Source organism: Vibrio sp. TMPB1044, from assembly GCF_030442075.1.
Lineage (GTDB): Bacteria > Pseudomonadota > Gammaproteobacteria > Enterobacterales > Vibrionaceae > Vibrio > Vibrio satsumensis.
The window spans coordinates 63,837-85,908 of the sequence record NZ_JAUJED010000003.1 but is presented as its reverse complement, the minus strand read 5'-3'; the positions used below and the strand labels follow the sequence as shown (position 1 = coordinate 85,908).

Below are 22,072 nucleotides of genomic sequence, written 5' to 3'. Positions count from 1 at the left end.
ATAAAAAGTCGTCAAACCCTCGGACTTCAGAACATTGAGGGTTCAACGACAAACTTAAATCAAAAAAGCGTAGGCAGCGGAATCAGTTCGAGCCCTAGTACGCCACTGATGCCCATCACCACCAGCAGAGAGACCTTGAAAACGGTCTTTGACCACTGAATGTAGTTGAGGCAATCGACCTTGCGGAATGTCACTTTGGTCCACATAAAGCAAACGGCCGCCGACACCGCTAGGTATTCATAACCCGCCTCTCCGAGTAAGAACAACGCCAGAGCAACTGCGCCAAACGCTACTACATACGCTTTCATGTGCTGATGTGCTTTGTCGACGCCCTCTTTCACCGGTAACACAGGTATACCTGCATCGCGGTAGTCTTGAATGCGGAACATCGCAATCGCATACGAGTGTGGCATCTGCCATAAGCAGAACATGATGAACAGCAGAACGGCTTCTAAGCTCAAGTAATTCGTCACACCAAGGTAACCAACTAATGGCGGAACTGCGCCAGAGATACTGCCAACTAAGGTGCCGTAAACCGAATTACGCTTGTACCACATGGTGTAGAAAAAGACGTAAAACACATAGCCAAGCAACACCACCACCGCAGACATCGGATTAACGAATTGAAACAGCAACGCCGTGCCAGCCAACAACATGACTAACGCATAAATAAATGCGACGTCTATGTTGATGTTGCCCTGAACCAATTCGCGGTTCTGGGTACGTTTCATTTTCTGGTCGATATCTCGGTCAAAGATGTTATTCACCACACAACCTGATGCAATCACAAGCCCTACACCCGCTAACGTCGTCAGTAACAACATCGCACTGGCTGGTTCTGTTTTTGCGGCGAGGAAGAACCCCGCCGCAACAGAAATCAGGTTGCCGAAAATGATGCCCGGTTTGGTAATAGACAAATAACTTTTCAGCATACCCGAGCCTACAACTTCATGTTGACGTTCATGTTGTAGATGATCCACACCGAGCCAGCGATAAGGATCAATACAACAATGGCGGTAAACATCAGTGATACCAAGTTCCAGCGCCCATCGGAAGATTTCGCTTCCATGTGCAAGAAGTACTTAAAATGCACAAAGATTTGCACCAGCGCGCAACCGAACAAGATCACGTAAGTTTCAGTGCTTGGCAGCGCATGTTCCCACACAATGTAGAACGGAATAATGGTCAGAATCAGTGACGCAATAAAGCCTTTCACGTAATCCGTTGCACCGCTATCTAGATGCTGTTCCATTACATCACCCCCATTAAGTACACGATGGTAAATACACAAATCCAAACGATATCAAGGAAGTGCCAGAACAAGCTCAAGCACTGGAAACGCATCGATATGTTGTCGTTCAAGCCTTTGGTTGAAAGCTGGTGATACGCCACCGCCATCCAGATAAGACCGAACGTTACGTGCAAACCGTGTGTACCAACCAAGGTAAAGAACGCAGAAAGGAACGCACTCTCTTGAGGACCATAGCCTTCTGCAATCAAGTGGTGGAACTCATACACTTCCATACAGATAAAGGCTAAGCCCAATACGAAAGTAACTTTGATCCATCGCTTGAGTCCTAGAACGTCTTTGCGCTTCATCGCAATCATGCCAAAGCCGAAGGTGATACTACTGAACAGCAGCATCATGGTTTCGACAAACACGAACGGCAGTTCAAAGATGTCTTTACCTGTCGGCCCAGCGATTGAGCCACTCTCAAGCACGGCATAAGTCGCGAAAAGCGTGGCAAACAGGACACAGTCACTCATCAAGTAAACCCAGAAGCCAAACAACTTGTTGCCCGCGGCTTCGTGGTGATGATCATGCGAGTGTGCAAGATCATAAGTGTGTGACGGAGTATTAGCTTGCATACGTCGTCTCCAAATCATCTTTATTTTCGTTGTTATCACTGTCACCGTCAGCGCTGTTACCACGACTAGAATTGTCGCTTTTCACTGACTGTTTCTTCGCTTCTTCAAGCTGTGCACGTCGAGCCGCTTCAATCGCTTTGATCTCTTCAACTTCCACGTAGTAGTCCACATCGTCGTTGTAGCTGTGTTGAATACACGTCACCACGATGCCCACTAGGCTTGCAGCTGCTAACCACCAGATGTACCAGATCATTGCGAAGCCAAATGCCAACGCCCATGCAGACACATAAATACCTGTTGGTGTGTTCTTTGGCATATGAATACGTTCGTATTCTTCTTCCTGAGTTGGGTCAAACTCGCCACTTTGCTTTTGGTACCAGAACGCATCTAATTCATCGCCCTTAGGCAGTTTTGCAAAGTTGTAGAACGGCGGTGGTGAAGACGTTGCCCATTCGAATGTACGTCCACCCCATGGGTCACCGGTTAGATCTCGGTTTTGGTCGCGGTCACGAACACTCACGTAAATCTGAACGAACTGACAAACAACACCCATCGCAATCACGCCCGTACCTGCAGCCGCAACCGCCAGTAGTGGGAAGAATTCAGGGTTGATGTCTTGGCTCAAACGACGCGTCATGCCCATAAAGCCCAGAGCGTAAAGCGGCAAGAACGCCATCAAGAAACCGATGATCCAGCAGTAGAATGCGCGTTTACCCCAAAGCTCGTTCAGAGTGAAACCGGTCGCTTTCGGGAACCAGTAACCAATCGCAGCAAAACAACCGAACACAACACCACCAATGATTACGTTGTGGAAGTGAGCAATCAGGAATACTGAGTTATGCAGTATGAAGTCTGCACCCGGTACCGCCATCAACACGCCTGTCATACCACCAACAGTAAAGGTGATAAGGAAGCCAACTGTCCACAGCATAGGTGTTGTGAAACGGATGCGACCTTTGTACATGGTGAACAGCCAGTTGAAGATCTTAACCCCGGTTGGGATAGAGATAATCATGGTTGCGATGCCGAAGAAGGCATTCACATTTGCGCCTGAACCCATAGTAAAGAAGTGATGCAGCCAAACCACAAACGCAAGGATGGTGATAGCGACCGTCGCCCATACCAGCGAGGTATAACCAAACAGTTTTTTACGTGAGAAGGTTGCCGTCACTTCAGAGAACACACCGAAGATAGGCAAGATTAGGATGTACACTTCAGGGTGTCCCCATGCCCAAATCAGATTCACATACATCATCACGTTGCCACCAAGGTCGTTGGTGAAGAAGTGCGTGCCGATGTATCTATCCAAAGTCAGTAGCGCGATGGTCACCGTTAGGATAGGGAAAGAGATAATGAGCAGGATGTTGGCACACAGCGATGCCCACGTGAATACTGGCATCTTCATCATTGGCATAGACGGAGTACGCATGCGCAAAATGGTCGCGAAGAAGTTCACACCCGTTAACGTGGTACCCACACCGGATATTTGCAGTGCCCATATCCAATAGTCGACCCCCACTCCAGGGCTTGCCTCAATGCCGGAAAGCGGTGGATACGCCAACCAACCCGTACGGCCAAACTCACCTAAGCCCAACGACATGTTGGTTAGGATGATACCCACCACAAACAGCCAGAAGCTCAGGTTATTCAGATAAGGGAATGCAACATCACGAGCACCAATTTGTAGCGGCACGATGATGTTCATCAAGCCAATAACCAAAGGCATCGCGACGAAGAAAATCATGATCACGCCGTGAGCCGTGAAGATCTGATCGTAGTGATGTGGCGGTAAATAGCCCGTCTCACCGGCTGCAGAAAGCAATTGCTGGCTACGCATCATGACCGCATCGGCAAAGCCACGAACTAACATCACCATCGCTACAGCAATGTACATGAAGCCCAATTTTTTGTGGTCTACAGACGTAAACCATTCATTCCAAAGGTATTGCCACTTACCGGCTTTGGTTACCGCGTACACCACTAAGCTGCCCACTAGAGCGATCATGGTTAACGTGACCAAAATAATGGGTTCGTGGTAGGGAATTGAGTCTAGAGTTAATCTTCCAAACATGACGATTATCCTTGGGTTTCCGGCAAACAGTTCATTGAACCAGGGTGCTGGGTCACGACATCAGTGAATAAAAATGGTGGGATACTGGAGAACAAAGTCACAGGTTCAGCCACACTCGGCGCAGCCAATGAACGGAACTGCTCCCAATCTTCAATACGATCAGGACTTGCTTTCACTTTTTCCACCCAGTTTAAAAATGCCACTTGATCAGGCATAGCCGATGCGGTGAATTTCATCTGTGAGAACCCTTTGCCACTGTAGTTTGATGCAAAACCTTTAAAGTCACCTTCATGGTTTGCAATCAAATTCAACTTAGTCACCATTCCCGGCATCGCGTAGATCTGCGAACCAAGACGCGGGATAAAGAACGCGTTCATGATGTTGTCTGAGGTTAGCTTAAACGTCACCGGTACATCTTTCGGGAACGCAACATAGTTAACCGTCGCAATGTTTTGCTCCGGATAGATGAACAGCCACTTCCAGTCCAGAGAGACGACTTCAATCACCATAGGCTGCACTTCACTTTCCAGAGGCTTTGAAGGCTCCAGCTCGTGTGTTGTTCGCCAAGTGATGGTGGCAAGAATCGCGATGATGATGATTGGAATCGTCCATACCACCACTTCGATCTTGGTTGAATGCGCCCAATCAGGTGCATACTCTTCTGTGGTATTACTTTCGCGGTATCGGTAAGCAAAGTAGATGGTCATCAGAATCACAGGGATGACAACAATCAGCATCAGCAAAAGAGCCGTGATAATCAGCTCTTTTTCCTGAACGCCAACGCTACCTTTTGGGTCGAGCAATGCGGAGTTACATCCTTCGAGCATCAGGACGGTTCCCACCAAACCAATCCTCGACAGATTTGCTCTCGATAAAATGCGTTTATATCTTGAAGCTTCCATTAACTTTCTCGATGGTTATCCAGCCTCAGAACGAACGCCCGAGTACTGGTTGTCATGGTCATTAGAATATTTATGTGTTGAGCATGTGAAACGACGTATCTCAGAGTGAAACGGAATTAGCCACTATCTTGAACAGTGGACAGTTAAACAGTCGACCGTTGAACAGTTGAACAGTTGAACTGCCAAGTTAAAACGACAGTGCTGCGCAGCCGAAACATTGCCGCACGGTTAAAACCACACAAAAAATATGACTTAATTGTTACACTTTGAAATACATTGTTACATTTGGCGCATTATGAGGAGTTGAAATTGAAAGCTCACCAAACAAACTTGGAAACTAACCTTCCAATTATGAAAGTAAGATGTGGGAAATTGATGCAATTCAGACGCACAACATGAACGTGCCACACGAGTCAAGCCATGTGCGGAAAAGGATTAAAGAGAAACGGGAGTGAGAAAAGTAAACACGCAGTAGAAACAACAATGATTGATTACATTAGAAAGAGCGAATTAAATAAAGCGTGATGAACATCAAATTTATGAATTCACCTGTAATTTTAAAGGTATTTAGAAAAGATATTGCTTTGACCGGCAACCCATTAGGTATTCGAATGGCACACTGCTTTTTATCGATAAGAATGCCAGTGATGTAGTAACAAGTAATGGCCAAGATCGATCTAGAAAGCCGATTTAACGAGTATTTTAAAGTGTTTTAAGCGGGTATTACTCCCCTCCAAGGAGAGGAGTAATAGTCATTAATAGAGATATTATGCTGTTGCTGTGACGACTTTCTTGTGCTGGTTTTTAGTCATTAAGTGATAAACCACAGGCACAAAGTAGAAAGAAATCAGCGTGGTTAATACCGTTCCGCCAACAATCGCAACCGCGAACGGAGGCCAGAAACCACCACCAGCAATGATCAATGGCATGAAGCCACCAACAGTTGTAATTGTGGTCGAACTGATATGACGCGTACACGACATCACCGCCTCAACAACTGCATCGACATTCCCAGAAGAAGCTTCCGTGTCTAGCTTCAATTCGGTCAGAATCACGATAGCCGCGTTGATAGCCAAACCCGCTATCCCGAGCATCGCAATGATCACCGTAAAGCCAAATGGATAACCGAAGATCCATACCGACAGCAACCCTAGACCACCAGCCAGTCCTGCTACCATGAAGATGATGCTACTCATTCGGAACGAGTTGAACGACATAACCACCACCAACACCATCAATACCACCACAACGGCGACATTCGAGATCAGGCTATTGACTGAATTGTCTCGTTCCGCTGATTCGCCACCAAAGCCAATCGTGTAACCCGATGGCATCTGATAGCTTTCTAAACGTTTTTGGAACTCATTAAGCACGGTTTGAGGCAAGACACCCGCTTCAATATAGCCCTCGATGGTATTCACACGCTGCCCGTTACGACGAGTAATCGCACCACGACTTGTGGTTAATTCAAGTTCGGCGAGTGTCGATACGTTAATACCTGTCGAGTACACCTCAGAACTGATTGGCAATCGAATATTGCTTAAATGCGCCAAGTTTTCACGCGCATCATCCGCGACGCGAACACGAATCGGCACCGATTCACTACCCTCAATTACAGATCCACTTTCACGACCAGTCAGCGTGGTTTGCAACATGCCCGCAAACTGGTTCAGCGAAATACCGTTAAGTTTTGCCGTACCTTCATCGACCTTCAACCACACCTTAGGCGTACCCGGTTGCAATGTTTCTCGCGTGTGAGTGACATGAGGCACACCTGCCAGAATCAAGCGTACATCTTCACCAATCGCTTTTAACGTATCGAGGTTTTCACCATAAACACGCAGCTCAACTGGCGCGGTAAATGGAGGCCCTTGGTTAAGCTTTCGTACCAAGATTTGTGCTTCCGGTACCTCTTCATCCAACACCTTTTGCAGTTCTGGAATCAGCGCATTGGCTTGGTCAAAGTTATCTGTTTTCACCATGGCTTGCGAGAAGTAAGGCGCGTTGTTTTGCCTTGCCTGCAAGTTGTAATAGAAAGATGGGAAATTAGCGCCCACTAGCCAATCAATGCGCTCCACTTCAGGGTAACGATGAATGATGTCATCGATTTTTTCAGAGGTATTTTTGGTCGCATAAATGCTCGCTTGCGGTGGCATGTAAACTTGAATCTCAAACATATCTCGGTCTGATGGCGGGAAGAATTGCTCAGTCAGTTGAGACATGCTCCAGTAGCCAGTAAACGGCACCAACAATACCAACGCAATAGTGATGATTGGATGTGTGACACCAAAGCGAACAGAAGATGAGAACCAACGTGTTAATGCAGGAATTCTTAAGCCTGTCATATACCAGTGATGTTGCCCTTTCTTATCGACATCACTGAGTTGTTTCGGCAGTAACTTGGTCGCTAAACCTGCAATCAAGGTATGCGAAATCACATAAGAACCGATCAGTGAGAAAGACACAGTAATCGCGATACCACCGACAAACTCACCCGATGCACCCGGCATCAGAATGATCGGCGCAAACGCCAATACGGTGGTTAATGTTGAGCCCAGCAAAGGCACCCACAAGTGCTTCAAGGCATTCATGGTCGCTTCCGCTCTGTGCTGCCCTTTCAAACGATACGCCTGAATGGTATCAACCATTACCACCGCGTTATCCACCATGATCCCGAGCGCGACTATTAAGCCCGTCACCGACATCTGGTTGATTGGTACACCGGTCATTTTCATGATCGATAGCGTAAGTAGTGAAGTGAGTGGCAGAGAAATCGCCACCAATATTGCAGCGCGCACACCTAAAGTCACAAACAGCACAATTAAGATCAAGCCAAAACCAATCATCAAGCTTTTGCCTAAATCATCTAAACGAGTTTCGGTATAGCCTTGCTGATTGAACAACACGGTGACATCGATATTGCTTGGCAGCTCTTGTTGAAACTTCTCAATCAGAGCATTTGCTCGCGACGTCCAGTTATCGACTCGAAGATCAGGATGCATTCTTGCTGCGACAATCACTCCCGGCTCACCATCAATAATGGCAATCTGATCTTGGGGAGTTTTCTCGCCACGCCTCACCGATGCAATGTCTTCCATGCGGATGATGTGACCATTGCTGTCGGTCGCGATTGGGACTTGCTTAATACGTTCAATGGAGTCAAGTTCCGATTCAATCTCTAAACCAAAACGAGAATAAGCACTGACCAATTCGCCCGCCGAGTTCTTTGCATCCGCCCCTTCTAGCGACTCAGCGATATTGGCACTCGAACGCCCAAGTGCTGCGGCATCAGCTGTTCGTAGACTTATCTGGATTTCTTCTTGTGGCATCCCGTATTCATCAACGAATTCGGTCCCCGATAGTGTTCGTAATCGCTTAGCCAGTTCTTTAGCATAACGCCCGAAGGTCAATCGGTCTGGCTCGCCTGCACCCGACCAAGTCAGAGATGCAATGGTGGTGAAAGCGTAGGTATGGTCACTGTCGAGATCGGGAGAATGCGCACCCGCAGGTAAAATGGATTCGATGTCAGACAGTTTGTCACGCGCTTGCGACCAAACCGGTTCAGGCTCGGTGATAGTATCATTAAGTTCTAGCGTAACAATCGACACACTCGGCCTTGAAGTTGAGCTCACCAGTTTAACTTCACTCAGCTCACGCAGCTTGTTCTCAATCACCTCTGTAACTAAGGTTTCAACTCGCTCGGCACTGGCACCGGGAAAGCTGGTTGTGATATTTGCATAACGGTTGATGATCACTGGGTCTTCTGCGCGGGGTAGCGTCATAAACGCAGAAATACCACTCACCATCAGTAGCGCTGTCATCAAGATGAGCAGTCGAGTATTGGAAATAGTCTCTATGATTTTCATACTATTTCCTATTCAGCAGTAACGCTGGCTGGCTTCACGGTTTGACCGGGAACCAAGCGATGTAAACCACTCGCAATCACCTGTTCACCATCCTCAATTGCACCACTCACGTACGCTTGTTGATTGTTGGCAAATAATACCTGAACACTGCGGCGCTCGACCTTATTGTCTTCTCCTACCACAAAGATGTTCCACACACCGCGCAGACCATCAATCAAACCCGTTAATGGCACCCAATAACCTTGGTCGTCGATTTGCTCGTCAAACTTAAGGTAAGCAAGTTGACCTTCTAAAACAGTCGCTTGCTCAGGGAAAAGATAACGTAAGCCAACACTGCGAGATTGCGTGTCGACCATGGCACCCGGATTCAGCAGCGTCACTGCATAATCATCTCGCCCAACACGAATACTTGGCGAAGAGAGTGAGGTTACCTTTGTCATCTGATGAGCAGGAATGCCGATAAAGGCTTCTTTGCCTTCCGATGCAAGTAAGGTAAGAGTTGGATTGCCAACATTGACCACATCACCTAGCGACACAAAACGCGTTGCGATGGTGCCCGAATACGGCGCAAGAATCGTCGATTTAACCAGTTTGAGATCGTTGCCTTTTACGGAGGCATCAATACGCAGTAAGTTCGCCTGCAACACGCGCTGTTCACTGGTTAACGAATCAATTTCAGCTTCGGCACTGAAGCCTTTCGCTTTCAATGAGCGCTGACGCTTTAAGTTCGCCGCCACAAGACTCAGTTGAGCTTTCACTTCTTCGGCTTGTGCTTTTAATTGGCTCGATTCAGTCTGCAACAGTTGAGTGTCTAATCGAATCAGGGGCTGACCTTCGGTTACTGTGTCACCTACATCAACGAGAATCTCATTCACTTTACCCGCCAGTTCGAAACCTAAGTTGGCTTGCTGACCCGCCTTAACCACACCAACATATTCACGCTGCACGGCATAAGAGGAAGACAGCGCTAAGGCCATCGTTTCTACAGTTAAAATAGTTTGGACGCTCGAAGCCGTTTGATTGGTTGAATCAACCGAATCTTGGGCTTGTTCCTTTTCGCCACATCCAACAAGAAAAGCCGATAGAGACAACGCCACCGCACTTCCCTTCATCAATTTATACATACTTACTGTTCCTATGCGGTACTCAATTATGTTCTTTTTTTAGACTAACCAAACCAAACTAGACTGTCTAGTTTGATTATGTTAAAAATAAGTTTCATCGTTAATGATTGATAAAACCATCACAAAAAGCATAATGCTTAGCGCAAAACCAAGTGCATAAAGCTGAGCAACACTAAGTACCAAGCAAGTAACGAGAAACAACACGTGACTAAAATCATCAAGAGTGAACAGAAGAGATCGCAGATCTTAACCGCAGCAAGCCAACTTTTCTCTGAGCATGGCTTCAAGATCAATATGGATCAGATAGCCAAAGCGGCGAACGTTTCCAAGCAAACGGTCTACTCTCACTTTAAAAACAAAGACGAACTTTTCGAAACCTGCATGCAAACCAAGTGTGCAGAGCGCGAACTGAGCCCTGCTGCCTTTGATATGAACGCGACGGTGGGTGATGAGTTGGTGAAATTTGGTGTGAAGTTTCAGGATTTGCTGCTTGATGAGCAGTCACGACAAACCTTTCAGAACGCGGTGAGTCAATCCAACACGCATCCAGAAATTGCCTCTATTTATTTAGAAACGGGGCCACAAAAGACCACAAAACTACTCGCCGATTACTTGCAGACTAAAATAGAATCTGGCGACTTAACGCTCTCTTCTACAAGCTCGCCAATCATAGCGGCGCGCCAACTGCTGCTGATGTTTCATGGCAAATCGGCATATTGGTCATTCTTCGGTCACGATAGCGGAGAGTCCGAAGAAGAAAGGCTTCACTACACTCGTGAATGTGTCGCGCTATTCTTGAATGGCAATCAGCCTCGTTAATAGCTCATAGTTCATAGTTCATAGATCATAACTAAGTTTCTCATAACACTGAGTCCGCATTCTGGGCTGACTCAAGAAGCAGTTCATAGAAACGTTTTGCGGCTGGGCCAGTCTTCGCACCTTTCGGCAAAGTCAGATGCAGCGGCACGTGATAGCCACTGCCATTTTCCACATTTAACACGGTGAGCTTGTCACTTCCTCGGCTATCAACAATATGTTTAGGCAACCTGCAATACCCCACACCCTGCTCTACCGCTCCAAAGGCATGGTCGAAATTATCGACCGTAATACGCTGGCTCGACTTCAACCAACCCACATCCTTTTTCTCTCCCAACTTTTCAACCGAGCCTAAATCTCGCACCACTATTTGTGGCAGCGACGACAACTGGTTGAGCGATATGGATGACATGTTAGCCAAAGGGTGCGAACTTGCGACAACAGGCTCCATCTTTGTAAAGCCAAAGGCTTCAGCCGAGTAATTGGTTATGGGTAGGTTAATAATGGCAACATCGGCTCGTTCTTGAGTGACCATTTCGGTGGTCTTCGACAGTGACGTTTCAACCACTTGTATCGACGTACTGTTGTTCTCTGTCATAAACGCAGCCATCGGCTTATAAAGACGCTCAAGGCAGCACAAATGATCAACCGCAACCACGATTTCAGATTCGACTCCCTTTGCCAACTGCTCACTGATCAGCTCCAATTCTCGCGCTTGCTCTAGCATGCTGCTCGCCCTACGCAATAAGGCTTTGCCGTCTTCCGACAATACCGCCCTGCGTCCTTCAACTTGAACCAAAGACACGCCCAATTGATCTTCCAGTTTTCTCAACGCATAAATCAACGTGGTGTGACTCTTATTCAATTGCAGTGCCGCCGCCTGAATGCTGCCAGCGCGGTCTATCTCATAGAGTGTTTGCCATTGGTCGAGGGTGGTCTTCAATCTCATCGGTCTAAAATCCTGACAGTTAATGGCAACATTATGAACTTTTCTGTCTGTTTTTTACAGGTAATATAAATCTCAACAACAAACGAGAATGGCTTGTTTGTCTTAAACACCTATTTTTTATAGCGGATTTTGTTAAACGAAATTTGTTAAACGGAGAAACACCATGAAACTACTACAAGTTGATTTTGAATTTAACGGCCCTTTCGGTGAGGAGATGTCGAACGCACTCGTAGACCTAGCTAAGTCCATCAACAACGAACCGGGCATGATCTGGAAAATCTGGACAGAAAACCAAGCCGAAAAACTAGGCGGTGGTGTCTACCTTTTTGAAGATCAACTCAGCGCTGAGGCTTACTTGACCATGCATGCTGCTCGCTTGAGAGAGATGGGCGTAGATGAAGTTCGCGGCGTGATTTTTGACGTAAACCAGCCATTAACTACCATTAACAAAGGCCCAATCAACGGCTAATGAAATGAATAAAGAATTGGCGAAAGGCACGAGATAGAGAGATAACAAATGAACAATAAAACGTTTTTAAGCCTACACGGCATCATTTACGCAGGGTTTGCCTTCGCGTTGTTTTTCCTACCAACAGTCATGTGGCCCATGTACGGTGTGGAAATTAATGATAAGTACGCGTATTTTCTCTCTCAACACACCAGTATCTTCCTTGGCGGTATTGCAGCGATAACATGGTTACTGCGAGATATTGAAGCAGGAGTCAGCGCTAAAAAGCTCATCCAAGGTTTGGTTGTCACCAATATGCTGGGTGCGATCATCACACTGTATGCTGCTTTTACGGGTATCTTTGTTGGCTTTGGTTGGAGCGACCCAGCGTTCTTCCTTTCACTATCAGTACTGAGCGTATTGCAAGTGCGTAAGCAAGACTAACTCTCAGATAATTAAAAAGGCACAGAGAAATTCATCCTCTGTGCCTTATCAATCACTCTCACCAATAACAGCGATCGGTTTATTGGGTATGTTCCACAACGATCAGCTCATCGGTATTGAACCCACGATCTTTCGACATCGCTTTAAACTTCTCCATCACTTCTGGTGCGACTTCAGGAGTTCTTGCTAGTAGCCATAAGTAATCAGTGTCTGGCCCAGAAACGAACGCGTATTGGTATCCTTCCTCTTCCAATTCAAACACCACATAGGCACCATAAAACGGACCGAAGAACGACACTTTTAAGTAACCTTGGTCGCTACCTTCAACAAAGTACGCTTTGCCTTCAGCCTCATTCCATTCGCCCTCTTCAGCCGAATAGCCGCGGTTAATCACTTTCACGCCGCCATCGTCGCGTAGGCTGTATTCAGCGCTCACATTATTTAAGCCGCGTTCAAACGAGTGGTCTAAGCGAGCCACTTCGTACCATTTCCCTAAATATCGATCCAATTCAAACTGCTGAACTGGCTTGACGGTTTCTGGCATGCCAACGCATCCGCCCAATAAAATCACACTCAGCAGCAAAAGTATTTTCTTCATCCTAACCTCGACTTGTTTTAATCGTAATACGAGTAAGTCATTTGAGTCTTAACTTACGTCCTTGTTAATACGTGAACCCCATTAGCATGGTTCATATAACATTAAATTATTCAGACGTTTATGGAAATCGTTTCGTTGGTGAATAAATCAAAGTCGCTTCATTGACTCTCGATATTGAGTAGGAGTCACCTGCTTATAAGATTTGAACTGGCGATTGAAGTTAGCTTGGTTGTCATAACCGACTTTTTCCATAATCAGATTCACAGGCAGAGGTGTATTTAGCAGTAAATCACACGCCACATTTAATCTAATTTTCTTCAACCGCTGACTGAAGCTCTCGTTGTAGTGCTTTTGAAACAGGCGCCTGACGCTACTTTCACTAACATACAAATGGCTAGCTAAGTCATTTACTGAAATATCGTGGATAAAATGATTCATCAGAAAGGCTTCGACCTTATCTAGTTTGTCGCTGACTTCGTCTTCTTCAACCGAGTTAAAAGTTGGGTTAATTAACTGCACGACTTCTTGGTCATCAATCAGCAGAGCAAACAGAGAGAATAGAGTCAGTAGCTGTTGATGAGGAGGCTGAACCATCACCTTATCTAGCAGTTGTGTTGCCCTCTCAGCGGTACTAGGAGAAAACTGCAATCCTTTCTTTGAATCTTCCAACAATGCACGTAACGGTTCGAGCTCGCGGCAGCACGCGATTAATTGCTCTATCCAGTCTTTGCGAAACCAAATCACATGGGTTTCGCAAACACGTGAGTCATCAGTGCTCTCATCCGAATAAATGGCATGAGGCAAGTCTGGACCAACCAAAATCATATGGTTATGAAACACATCGCTTTGGTGGTGCCCAATAAAACTGTGCCCCGAGAAGTAACGATGAATCGCTATCTCATACTCTTCATGTCGGTGCCAACCATAGCTCTTACAGCCTTCTACTATTTTCTTATACCGCCATGACGCACCAATCCGCTGCGGCACCTTTTCTAAGTAACCTTTCATTACGACACTCAATGACCCTTTAATACTGAAAGTATACCCATCAAACCACTCAAATAAGCACTTTGACTGAAAAGTATTGGACATTGCGCTAACGGTACTCTTCCGACTTTCTCCGCTAAATATACTGCAGGTGAACTTAATCAGGAGAGCAACTATGGACACTTTATTATTAAAAATACGCGATATGATTCATGCAACACGTCAGCAGTGGATCGGAGAAATCACCTACAGCCAAAATATTAAAGGTGATCACACGTGGAAACTCTATGGCTACAACTCTTATGACGAATACAAAAAAGATCTGCGTAAAAGCCTGAGGCAAGAGTCGTAATTAAAGGCTCATTCAAACGACAGCTTGTTGATTAAATACCGTTTTTATTTGTCATTCATGTAGAGTTTCACACTGACCACCCGCTTTCTATACTTATTACACAGTGGAACATGGAAGACACAATAATGAACAACAAGCTCACCCTGCCACACACTGCATTGGCCATCTTAATCGCAAGTCTAAGTGCTGTATCACCGGCTCTTGCACAAGCCAACGCAGCCAATCAAGACCAAGCGGCTGACCAAATCTTCACTAATGCCGATATATACGGGCATCGACAGTCAGACTCGATCGTTACCCATAACGGCAAGATCATATTCATTGGTGACCACGAACAGGCGCAGACTTTTAAAGGGCTGAATACCGATGTCATAGACTTGGAAAATGCCTTTGTACTACCGGGCTTCATTGACAATCATAACCATGTTTTTGAAGCCGCCTCGGAGCTGGGTGGTAATTGCGAACTGGATTCGGAAGCCACACTCGAAGAGCAAATCCCTTACTTAGAAGCGTGTAAAATCAATGCCGAAACCAATGGTCGAGGTTGGCTGATGGGTTATGGCTTTTCTCTGGAGTCTACACTCGACAGCGATTCGGAATACACACCACTTGAGATCATCGATAGTGTCTTTCCCGACCGACCTGTCGTGATCATGGAGCAGACTTCACACTCAATGTGGGTTAACTCAAAAGCACTAAAAATCGCCCGAATTAGTCCGCAATCGTCAGATCCACAAGGCGGCGCCTATTTAAAAGACCAAGACAGCGGCAAGCTCAATGGCATCTTATTGGATAATGCTGGCGACCAAATTATGGAGATGGCGTGGAACAGCCAAAGCGAACTGTTTGAGCAAAGCTACCAAGGCTTAGTGTACGGACTTGAAGAAGCAGCAGCACACGGTATCACCACCATAGGTGACGGTCGACTGTACTGGAAACGCGGTTGGTATGATGTTTGGCTCGAAGCGGAGCAAAACCAGGATTTGACTGCTCGCGTGTCATTACGCCCTTGGGTTTACCCATCAATGGCAATGCCCTCTCAATTAGAAGTGTTTGAGAAGATGTATTCCGATGACAAAAACCGTCTACTGCTGGTCGATCAGGTGAAAATGTACAGCGATGGCATCTTTATCAATGGCACAGCAAAAACGCTCGCTCCTTACTTAGATACTTACTTACCAAGCTTTCCTAATGGCTTGAACTACATTCCACCAGCACAGATGAAACAGTGGTTAACGGCCCTAGAAAAAATCGGCTTTAGTGCCCACATACATGCCATTGGTGACGGTGCGGTTCGAGAGTCTTTAGATGCCATCGAGAGCGTACGTAAACAAGGTTCGCAAAAGCCATACACGCTAACCCACGTTGAATTGATCAATGATGAGGACGTTCCACGCTTTAAACAACTCGATGTTTCGGCGGACTTCCAGGTCGGGTCAGACTACGTAGCACAGCACGATCACGAATGGGCTAATGCCTTCTTAGGTGCGAGACGCGCAAAAGCCATGATGAACCTCGACGCAATACTCAAAACCGATGCCAATATCACATTGAGCAGTGATTGGAATGTGCACGACATCAACCCACTGGTGGGCATTGCTAATAGCTTGATCATGGGCAAAACCGGTCTAACCGATATCTACACAGCCATCGACGCTTACACGCTCAACGCAGCTAAAAGTCTAGGAATTGACGATATAACGGGAACGATTGAGGTAGGCAAGTCAGCGGACTTCGCCATTCTCGACCGTGACATCACCACTTTATCAGCAAGAGGCATTGCCAAAACGCAGGTGTTGATGACCATATTACGTGGAGATGTGGTTTACGATGTCTCTAACTAAAGAGGTAACGTAAAAATTTAAATATAATAATTTGTCAAAAGGGTTGGTATTTAATACTAACCCTTTTTTAGTTAACGATTATTTACAGCGAGCGAACAAATGTTAAATAAATTATTAATTTAAGCAGTAATATTAAAACTATTGAATACCGTAGAAATTAACAAGTCGCTCACTGTAACCAAAGTTAGCGGGTGTGTGATTAATTTCCACTATAATATTCCCAGACAGTTCTCCATCTGTTTTATACACTGGACATGATGCAATATCGGATAAGTATGACTCTTCTGTTGGAGCGCTGAAGTAATAAATTTTTTGTAGATTACATTCACCTACCTTCATTCCCAACGCTTCAACTTCAGAACGCTGACGGTAGTAATGAGGACCGATATCAAGAAGATACTCAGGACTATGTGTATAGATCTCGCTAGTGTAGCGCTCGGTAAACTCACTCTCCGCAATAAAGTGTTCATTTTCCATGCTGTAAAGCACATTCAGGTGCCAGTAGATCAACTCAGATTCATCACTTGTTGATACTCCCGGCTTGGAGTAAACACACTGGATCTGGCTATGGGGAACTTCAAAGCTCTGATTAGATTGGACATTGTTACGAAGGGCCTTGATACCACAGCGATGCATCGTAAAGCCATCTTGCTTCATCGATTCAGTCACTTGATTCATCGATTGGTATTGAACGTAGACACCTTCAGGCGATTCACCGGTGATAACGTTACTATTATCAGCATAAGCAAACGGACTTAGGCAGGCAGTTACAGACACTAACGCTATTGTTTTTTTCATTATTATTTTTCCTTTTTGATTGGCGGCAGGAAAATAACCCAGAAACCAAGAGCGCAATAGGTTGCATATTAATATTTGTGATCTTGGTTGAAGCAATGATTGGTTTTGTGAATATTTCAATTTGTGGTTTTTATATGGAAGAACAAGAATCCCATAAATTAGCCATACTAATATAAAGGCCTTATAGTTAACAAAGACTAAATTATTGAGTATTCTGTTTAAATGGACATGTAGAACCAATTAACGAGAGGGGTACCCACTTACAAAGAGATATGCATGGATTAATTAATAGATTAATTTTACAATCCTGGATTACTCTAATGAGGAATATCGTGTACGTGGGTGGTATTTACCTATAAGTGTTCAGTAAATAGAATTGATAATATACCTCCTTTATACTAAATTAATATATCACCGATAACATAGTGTTATCGGTATCTAAAAGACAAAATGAGCTGGGGAAATACAATGAAAAAACTCGTACTAGCAATCATCTTGATATTATCATCAACAAGTACATTCGCAGATCAGAATACTCAAAATGATAAAGGTGGTTTTACCGGCCCAAGTGCAGTGAAAGTAAAGACTGTTGAGATGGCTTTAGAAGCAGAAAACGACACACCAGTAATATTAACAGGTCATATTGTTTCTTCATTGGGTGATGAAGAATACCAATTTAAAGACTTAACCGGCGAGATGGTTATTGAGATTGATCAACGTGATTGGAACGGTATTGAAGCAACACCCGACACAAAACTCATAATTCAAGGGGAAGTTGACAAAGACTGGGAAGATACCGCTATTGATGTGAACACGATTAAACTAGCAAAATAATTTTCAACCCTAGTGAAAAAGAAAGAGGTCAGAAGTAATTATCTGACCTCTTTTGTATAAACTAGGAACCAAAACCACATGACTCACGTTTCGGGAGCAATCTACCTAACTTCATTTTTAGATACTGATTGAGGTTTTGATAAAGAAAGAGATACACCAGAAAAACTTCGGAACGCATTGATCATGATGTAGAGATCTTCATCAGCTCTAGGCACCTCGCAAGTTTCAAAGTTGCCAGAGCGATAAGGTCGGCAATCGTAAGTACTTTTCGTTGGTTGCGCGCCAGAACGAATGTAGAGATCAGCATCCCCTACTCCAGACTTGATAACGATATTCACGTCCGTGGTGCGATTTGCTGCTTTAAGCACAAACAGTTTCTGTTGTCCGGACGTCGCGGCAAGATCGGTAGTCACGCTTCCTAAAGTGACCTCAGGAATATCATTGTTCGGCTCACCGACTGAGCCATCTGGCAACGTATCACCAAAGTATGAAGACACGAGTGGCCAAATCTTACTCATTTTCACGCCTTGGTTTTCACAACCTCCAAAATGATGCAGCGCAATCGCTTTGTTATTGTCGGTGCGTAAAACGGGTGAACCGGATGAGCCACCAATGGTGTCACAGAAGTAGCCAGTGTCAGTATTGGTACCTCTACCACCAGTTGAAGCTACATCAATCTGACACATTCCGGAGCCATTTTGGTCACTTTCAATTGCCAGTTCTTTCGGTTTGCCTGCTCCGTGTTGAGGAATGTATATACCATCTCCAAAGATGGGTTCTTGGGCATCTAGGCCTAGATAACCAAACGACGCTATTTTGGCGAAATCATCAACGGTGAAAAGCGTGTAATCCAAATCATAATCGGTGCTGAGTATTTTGCTCCCCATCACTTTTACCATGGTGGCCATAGATCCATCACAAGTGCGACGCTGATAATTAAACCACACCTCTGTATTTCTCAATTCAGACTCAGATGCGACACAATGGTTATTGGTGAACATATGGTTATTAGGCCCAACGCGCCACGCGGTACACAAACTACGCCCATTAATTAAAAGCCTTGCAACGGGTGTTGTCCAAGCCACTTTACCTGGATGAGAGTCTTCCCAGCAAGCAACGTCTTTGCGTTCATTCACACCACAGGTCGATAGCGTCGCTAAGGCCTCTTCGTCTGCACTTTTACCAGCCATGTAATAATTAATTTCAAACTGAACATGCTGCCCGTTTGAATTGGAGGTTGATTCAATAACGACAGAATCACTGGAAATCGATTGAGCGAACCAATCTATTTGGCTCTCACGATACTCCACAACCTCACCAGTAATGTTTGACTTAATACGTAACACGCTCCCTTTCGGTACAGTAACAAACTTGAAATGAAGCTTAATGAATGACGCACCAGCGTGTTCAAGTTGCAGTGTGTGTGTACCACCCGATGTCTCAACCAACTCTTGGTTCGACAACTGATGTTTCACTTCATCGGCAATAACCGGAAGATCTGGTTGAACGGGAGGATACGGTTGAACGGAAGGGTGCGGTTGTGCATTAACGAGCGAAGAAAAGAACCATATTATCGCAAGCCCAAGGTTAGATAAGATTACTTTCATTGGATTTCCTTTATCGGTTAGTGGTGTTCCCTTCACAAACATATGTGTAAAAAATACATGTGACACAAAATGCATATTAATTTTTGAGTAAAGAAATATCGACACCAATGACAATTGAGAGCATTCAATAACATAGCTCTCAACAGTACTTATTCGTACCTCTCTAGCTGTACAAATTGATGAGCAACTTGAAGACAAAAAGAATCATGGATAAGCAGCGAATTTTGCTATTCTGAAGATAGTTTCGGCAGAGCTATACTCTTCATATTGCCAATAGGGGAAGACTTTAACTGGCAAATAGAGCTGCGAGGATTAGATTCGTAAGAAGTAAATAAATGGAATGCAGATAAACAGAAACAAAAAAGGGCCAGCAAACCTGCTAACCCTTCTCAACCAAGAGTTCGTTTCAAACTCTTTACTTAGCTTCCGCTTAGGCTGTCTTTTCATTCAAGTTTGCGTCTGGCTTATCATCCAGAGCAAAGTAGATCTTCGATACAATCACTTCAGCAATCAGAATCGTAAATACCACGGCGAAGAACGCCACTACACCATTCCAAGGGCCTGTGAAGCTCACCTTGTCACCGAACATAAGGTTTATCGCTTCTAGCATAACGAATTTTGAGCCAACAAGAATAATGTATGTCGACAGTGCTCGATACACCTTAGGTGCCGTTCCAGATTTCTGTTTAAAGTAATCCGCTACCTTGTGCTCTAAGCCAATAGAGAGCTTCAACAATAACTGCAGTAACAACGCCGCTATCAAAGAAATAGTGAAAGATTCAATGTTGACGAAGTCCCAGTACTCATCGAAAAAGTTAAGCACTACTAAGTCCACCAGCACGGCTAACGTGTAACCTACGAATAGACGTTGTGGTGTGTTGAACCCGTAAACTTTGTCTGATTTAGTCATTCTGTCTCTCTCTCTAATTTGATAAGTAGCCTTGATTTGAAATACATCTTAGCGTTCGAATCGAAGCAAAACTTACCATTTGATGACACCACAACAATTCCATTCGAAATTATTAGTTTTTATAGATTGATCATTTCTCACACCAATAATTCACTCCCCTCTATAAAGCAATTTTCAAAAATATAGAAAAGCACCAAAAAATAAGTCTCATCATTGCTTGTCACCAAATGGCCATTATTCAAATTCTGCGCGCCATAAGATGATTCCATCAGCGACACACACTCATTTGAAAAAGGTGCAGACTATGAAAAAGCTAATCACTAACGCGAACGTATTTAACGGTGTTGATAACAACCTAATCGAGAACGTATCTATCCTAATCGAAGATAATCTTATCACTCAGATTGGAGATATTGACCCAACGGTTGCCGATGAAATTATTGATGCTCAAGGTGGCACAGTAATGCCCGGCCTGATTGACGCCCACGTTCATATCACGCTATCTGCCCCTTTCAATGTCATTGATACGATGACTCGTGAAGAAGTAGCGATTCGCTCAGCGAAGATTTCAGAAGAGATGCTGATGCGCGGCTTTACTACTATTCGTGATGTAGCGGGTAACACGCTTGGTCTTAAGAAAAGTATCGACAACGGCTACGCGACTGGTCCACGTATTCTTCCTTCAATGGCGGCTATCTCGCAAACGTGTGGTCACTCGGATTACCGTCAAAACCAAGCACAAGAACGTTTAACCAATGGACACGAAGACTCACCAATGATGAAGCAAGGCTCAATGAAAGTGGCCGATGGGCGTTCAGAAGTATTGAAAGCGGTGCGTGAACAGCTATTCATGGGCGCGTCACAAATCAAGATCATGGCTGGCGGTGGTGCATCTTCAACCTTCGACCCGCTAGACACATTGCAATTTACATCAGACGAGATGAAAGCCGCAGTTGAGGCCGCTTCTGACTACGGCACTTATGTCGCCGCGCACATCCACACCTCTGATGCGATGCGCAGAGCAGCAGAAGCAGGCGTGATGTCTTTCGAACACGCGACTATCATGGACGACGACATTGCAGAGATCATTAAAGAGAAAGGCATCTGGGTGATTCCTTCTTACTTTACTTCTTCATTGATTGCAGAGCGCAAGATCCCGTTGCCAAATGAAGAGACGTACCGCAAGACAGAACGAGTGGGCAAAGCCATGTTCAAATCGGCAGAACTGATTAAGAAATACGATATTCAGAACATTGCTTTTGGTACTGACTGTGTAGGCGAAACCAATGTGCATGCGACACAGTTGAACGAACTGGGTGCGATTGAGCAAGTATTCGATACCATCACCGCACTTCGCATGGCGACATCAAACTGTGGACGTTTATTCGAAATGTCAACTTACCAACACCCTTATCAAGAAGGCAAACTAGGCCAAGTAGTTGAAGGGGCATATGCCGACCTATTGATCATCGACGGTAACCCTTTAGAAGGCGTTGCATGTGTAGCGAACACAGAGAGTCAAAAACTGATCATGAAAGACGGCAAGGTGTATAAAAACACGCTTTAACCTCTGAACCCTCTCCCCAAAAATAAACCTAGGGCAAATAACCGAGACTGTTGACTTGGTTGTTTGCCTTTTTAGTTCAGAGGTAC

At 45.0% G+C, this 22,072-nt stretch carries 20 protein-coding genes; 7 read left to right on the top strand and 13 right to left on the bottom strand.

Annotated features, from left to right (window positions below; all coding sequences use genetic code 11):
- Positions 1–59: 59 nt before the first annotated feature.
- The 7 genes from cyoE to QQ041_RS00740 form a co-directional block, all read right to left on the bottom strand.
- A complete protein-coding gene (cyoE, locus tag QQ041_RS00770) occupies positions 60–932 on the bottom strand; it encodes a heme o synthase (RefSeq protein WP_285952891.1) in 873 nt (290 codons plus the stop codon).
- Between the two features lie 8 nt (positions 933–940).
- Positions 941–1,252, bottom strand: a complete 312-nt coding sequence (gene cyoD / locus QQ041_RS00765) for a cytochrome o ubiquinol oxidase subunit IV (protein WP_114633190.1) — start codon at positions 1,250–1,252, stop codon at positions 941–943.
- Positions 1,252–1,869: a cytochrome o ubiquinol oxidase subunit III gene (gene cyoC, locus QQ041_RS00760; protein ID WP_285952890.1), complete on the bottom strand. Its 618-nt coding sequence runs from the start codon at positions 1,867–1,869 to the stop codon at positions 1,252–1,254. The genes cyoD and cyoC overlap by 1 nt, the downstream gene beginning before the upstream one ends.
- Positions 1,859–3,940, bottom strand: coding sequence for a cytochrome o ubiquinol oxidase subunit I (gene cyoB / locus QQ041_RS00755; RefSeq protein ID WP_285952889.1), 2,082 nt, complete (start codon positions 3,938–3,940; stop codon positions 1,859–1,861). The genes cyoC and cyoB overlap by 11 nt, the downstream gene beginning before the upstream one ends.
- Before the next feature lie 5 nt (positions 3,941–3,945).
- Positions 3,946–4,842 carry a ubiquinol oxidase subunit II gene (gene cyoA / locus QQ041_RS00750; protein ID WP_285952888.1) on the bottom strand — a complete coding sequence of 299 codons (897 nt, stop codon included), beginning with the start codon at positions 4,840–4,842 and terminating at the stop codon, positions 3,946–3,948.
- A 767-nt stretch (positions 4,843–5,609) separates the two neighbouring features.
- Positions 5,610–8,708 carry an efflux RND transporter permease subunit gene (locus tag QQ041_RS00745; protein ID WP_285952887.1) on the bottom strand — a complete coding sequence of 1,033 codons (3,099 nt, stop codon included), beginning with the start codon at positions 8,706–8,708 and terminating at the stop codon, positions 5,610–5,612.
- Between the two features lie 8 nt (positions 8,709–8,716).
- Positions 8,717–9,832, bottom strand: coding sequence for an efflux RND transporter periplasmic adaptor subunit (locus tag QQ041_RS00740; protein ID WP_285952886.1), 1,116 nt, complete (start codon positions 9,830–9,832; stop codon positions 8,717–8,719).
- 204 nt (positions 9,833–10,036) lie between these two features.
- Between QQ041_RS00740 and QQ041_RS00735 the strand changes: the two genes are divergently transcribed.
- The gene (locus QQ041_RS00735; RefSeq protein WP_285952885.1) at positions 10,037–10,651 is read left to right on the top strand and encodes a TetR/AcrR family transcriptional regulator; all 615 of its coding nucleotides are present in this window, start codon (positions 10,037–10,039) and stop codon (positions 10,649–10,651) included.
- 40 nt (positions 10,652–10,691) lie between these two features.
- On the opposite strand, the gene QQ041_RS00730 is transcribed toward QQ041_RS00735, so the two are convergent.
- Positions 10,692–11,597 carry a LysR family transcriptional regulator gene (locus tag QQ041_RS00730; RefSeq protein ID WP_285952884.1) on the bottom strand — a complete coding sequence of 302 codons (906 nt, stop codon included), beginning with the start codon at positions 11,595–11,597 and terminating at the stop codon, positions 10,692–10,694.
- 163 nt (positions 11,598–11,760) lie between these two features.
- Between QQ041_RS00730 and QQ041_RS00725 the strand changes: the two genes are divergently transcribed.
- Both QQ041_RS00725 and QQ041_RS00720 read left to right on the top strand, forming a co-directional pair.
- Entirely contained in the window at positions 11,761–12,066 is a 306-nt protein-coding gene (locus QQ041_RS00725) for a monooxygenase (RefSeq protein ID WP_285952883.1), read from the top strand.
- 48 nt (positions 12,067–12,114) lie between these two features.
- Positions 12,115–12,489 (top strand): hypothetical protein, encoded by a 375-nt coding sequence (locus tag QQ041_RS00720; protein ID WP_215403286.1) that lies wholly within the window; start codon positions 12,115–12,117, stop codon positions 12,487–12,489.
- A 79-nt stretch (positions 12,490–12,568) separates the two neighbouring features.
- On the opposite strand, the gene QQ041_RS00715 is transcribed toward QQ041_RS00720, so the two are convergent.
- Positions 12,569–13,087, bottom strand: coding sequence for a lipocalin family protein (locus tag QQ041_RS00715; RefSeq protein ID WP_285952882.1), 519 nt, complete (start codon positions 13,085–13,087; stop codon positions 12,569–12,571).
- Positions 13,088–13,234: 147 nt separating this feature from the next.
- Positions 13,235–14,095 carry an AraC family transcriptional regulator gene (locus QQ041_RS00710; protein ID WP_285952881.1) on the bottom strand — a complete coding sequence of 287 codons (861 nt, stop codon included), beginning with the start codon at positions 14,093–14,095 and terminating at the stop codon, positions 13,235–13,237.
- A gap of 154 nt (positions 14,096–14,249) precedes the next feature.
- Between QQ041_RS00710 and QQ041_RS00705 the strand changes: the two genes are divergently transcribed.
- Positions 14,250–14,426, top strand: coding sequence for a hypothetical protein (locus tag QQ041_RS00705; protein WP_285952880.1), 177 nt, complete (start codon positions 14,250–14,252; stop codon positions 14,424–14,426).
- A gap of 125 nt (positions 14,427–14,551) precedes the next feature.
- On the top strand, positions 14,552–16,270 hold the full coding sequence (locus tag QQ041_RS00700) for an amidohydrolase (protein WP_285952879.1): 1,719 nt from the start codon (positions 14,552–14,554) through the stop codon (positions 16,268–16,270).
- A gap of 138 nt (positions 16,271–16,408) precedes the next feature.
- Here QQ041_RS00700 and QQ041_RS00695 read toward each other — a convergent pair whose 3' ends face one another.
- Entirely contained in the window at positions 16,409–17,068 is a 660-nt protein-coding gene (locus tag QQ041_RS00695; protein WP_285952878.1) for a hypothetical protein, read from the bottom strand.
- Between the two features lie 468 nt (positions 17,069–17,536).
- On the opposite strand from QQ041_RS00695, the gene QQ041_RS00690 reads away from it, so the two are divergent.
- Positions 17,537–17,902 (top strand): YgiW/YdeI family stress tolerance OB fold protein, encoded by a 366-nt coding sequence (locus QQ041_RS00690; protein ID WP_285952877.1) that lies wholly within the window; start codon positions 17,537–17,539, stop codon positions 17,900–17,902.
- 101 nt (positions 17,903–18,003) lie between these two features.
- On the opposite strand, the gene QQ041_RS00685 is transcribed toward QQ041_RS00690, so the two are convergent.
- Both QQ041_RS00685 and QQ041_RS00680 read right to left on the bottom strand, forming a co-directional pair.
- Positions 18,004–19,509 carry a serine protease gene (locus QQ041_RS00685; RefSeq protein ID WP_285952876.1) on the bottom strand — a complete coding sequence of 502 codons (1,506 nt, stop codon included), beginning with the start codon at positions 19,507–19,509 and terminating at the stop codon, positions 18,004–18,006.
- A 430-nt stretch (positions 19,510–19,939) separates the two neighbouring features.
- The gene (locus QQ041_RS00680) at positions 19,940–20,419 is read right to left on the bottom strand and encodes a hypothetical protein (protein WP_146491799.1); all 480 of its coding nucleotides are present in this window, start codon (positions 20,417–20,419) and stop codon (positions 19,940–19,942) included.
- Positions 20,420–20,723: 304 nt separating this feature from the next.
- Here QQ041_RS00680 and QQ041_RS00675 point away from each other — a divergent pair, with 304 nt between their 5' ends.
- Entirely contained in the window at positions 20,724–21,986 is a 1,263-nt protein-coding gene (locus tag QQ041_RS00675) for an amidohydrolase family protein (protein ID WP_285952875.1), read from the top strand.
- Positions 21,987–22,072: the final 86 nt, after the last annotated feature.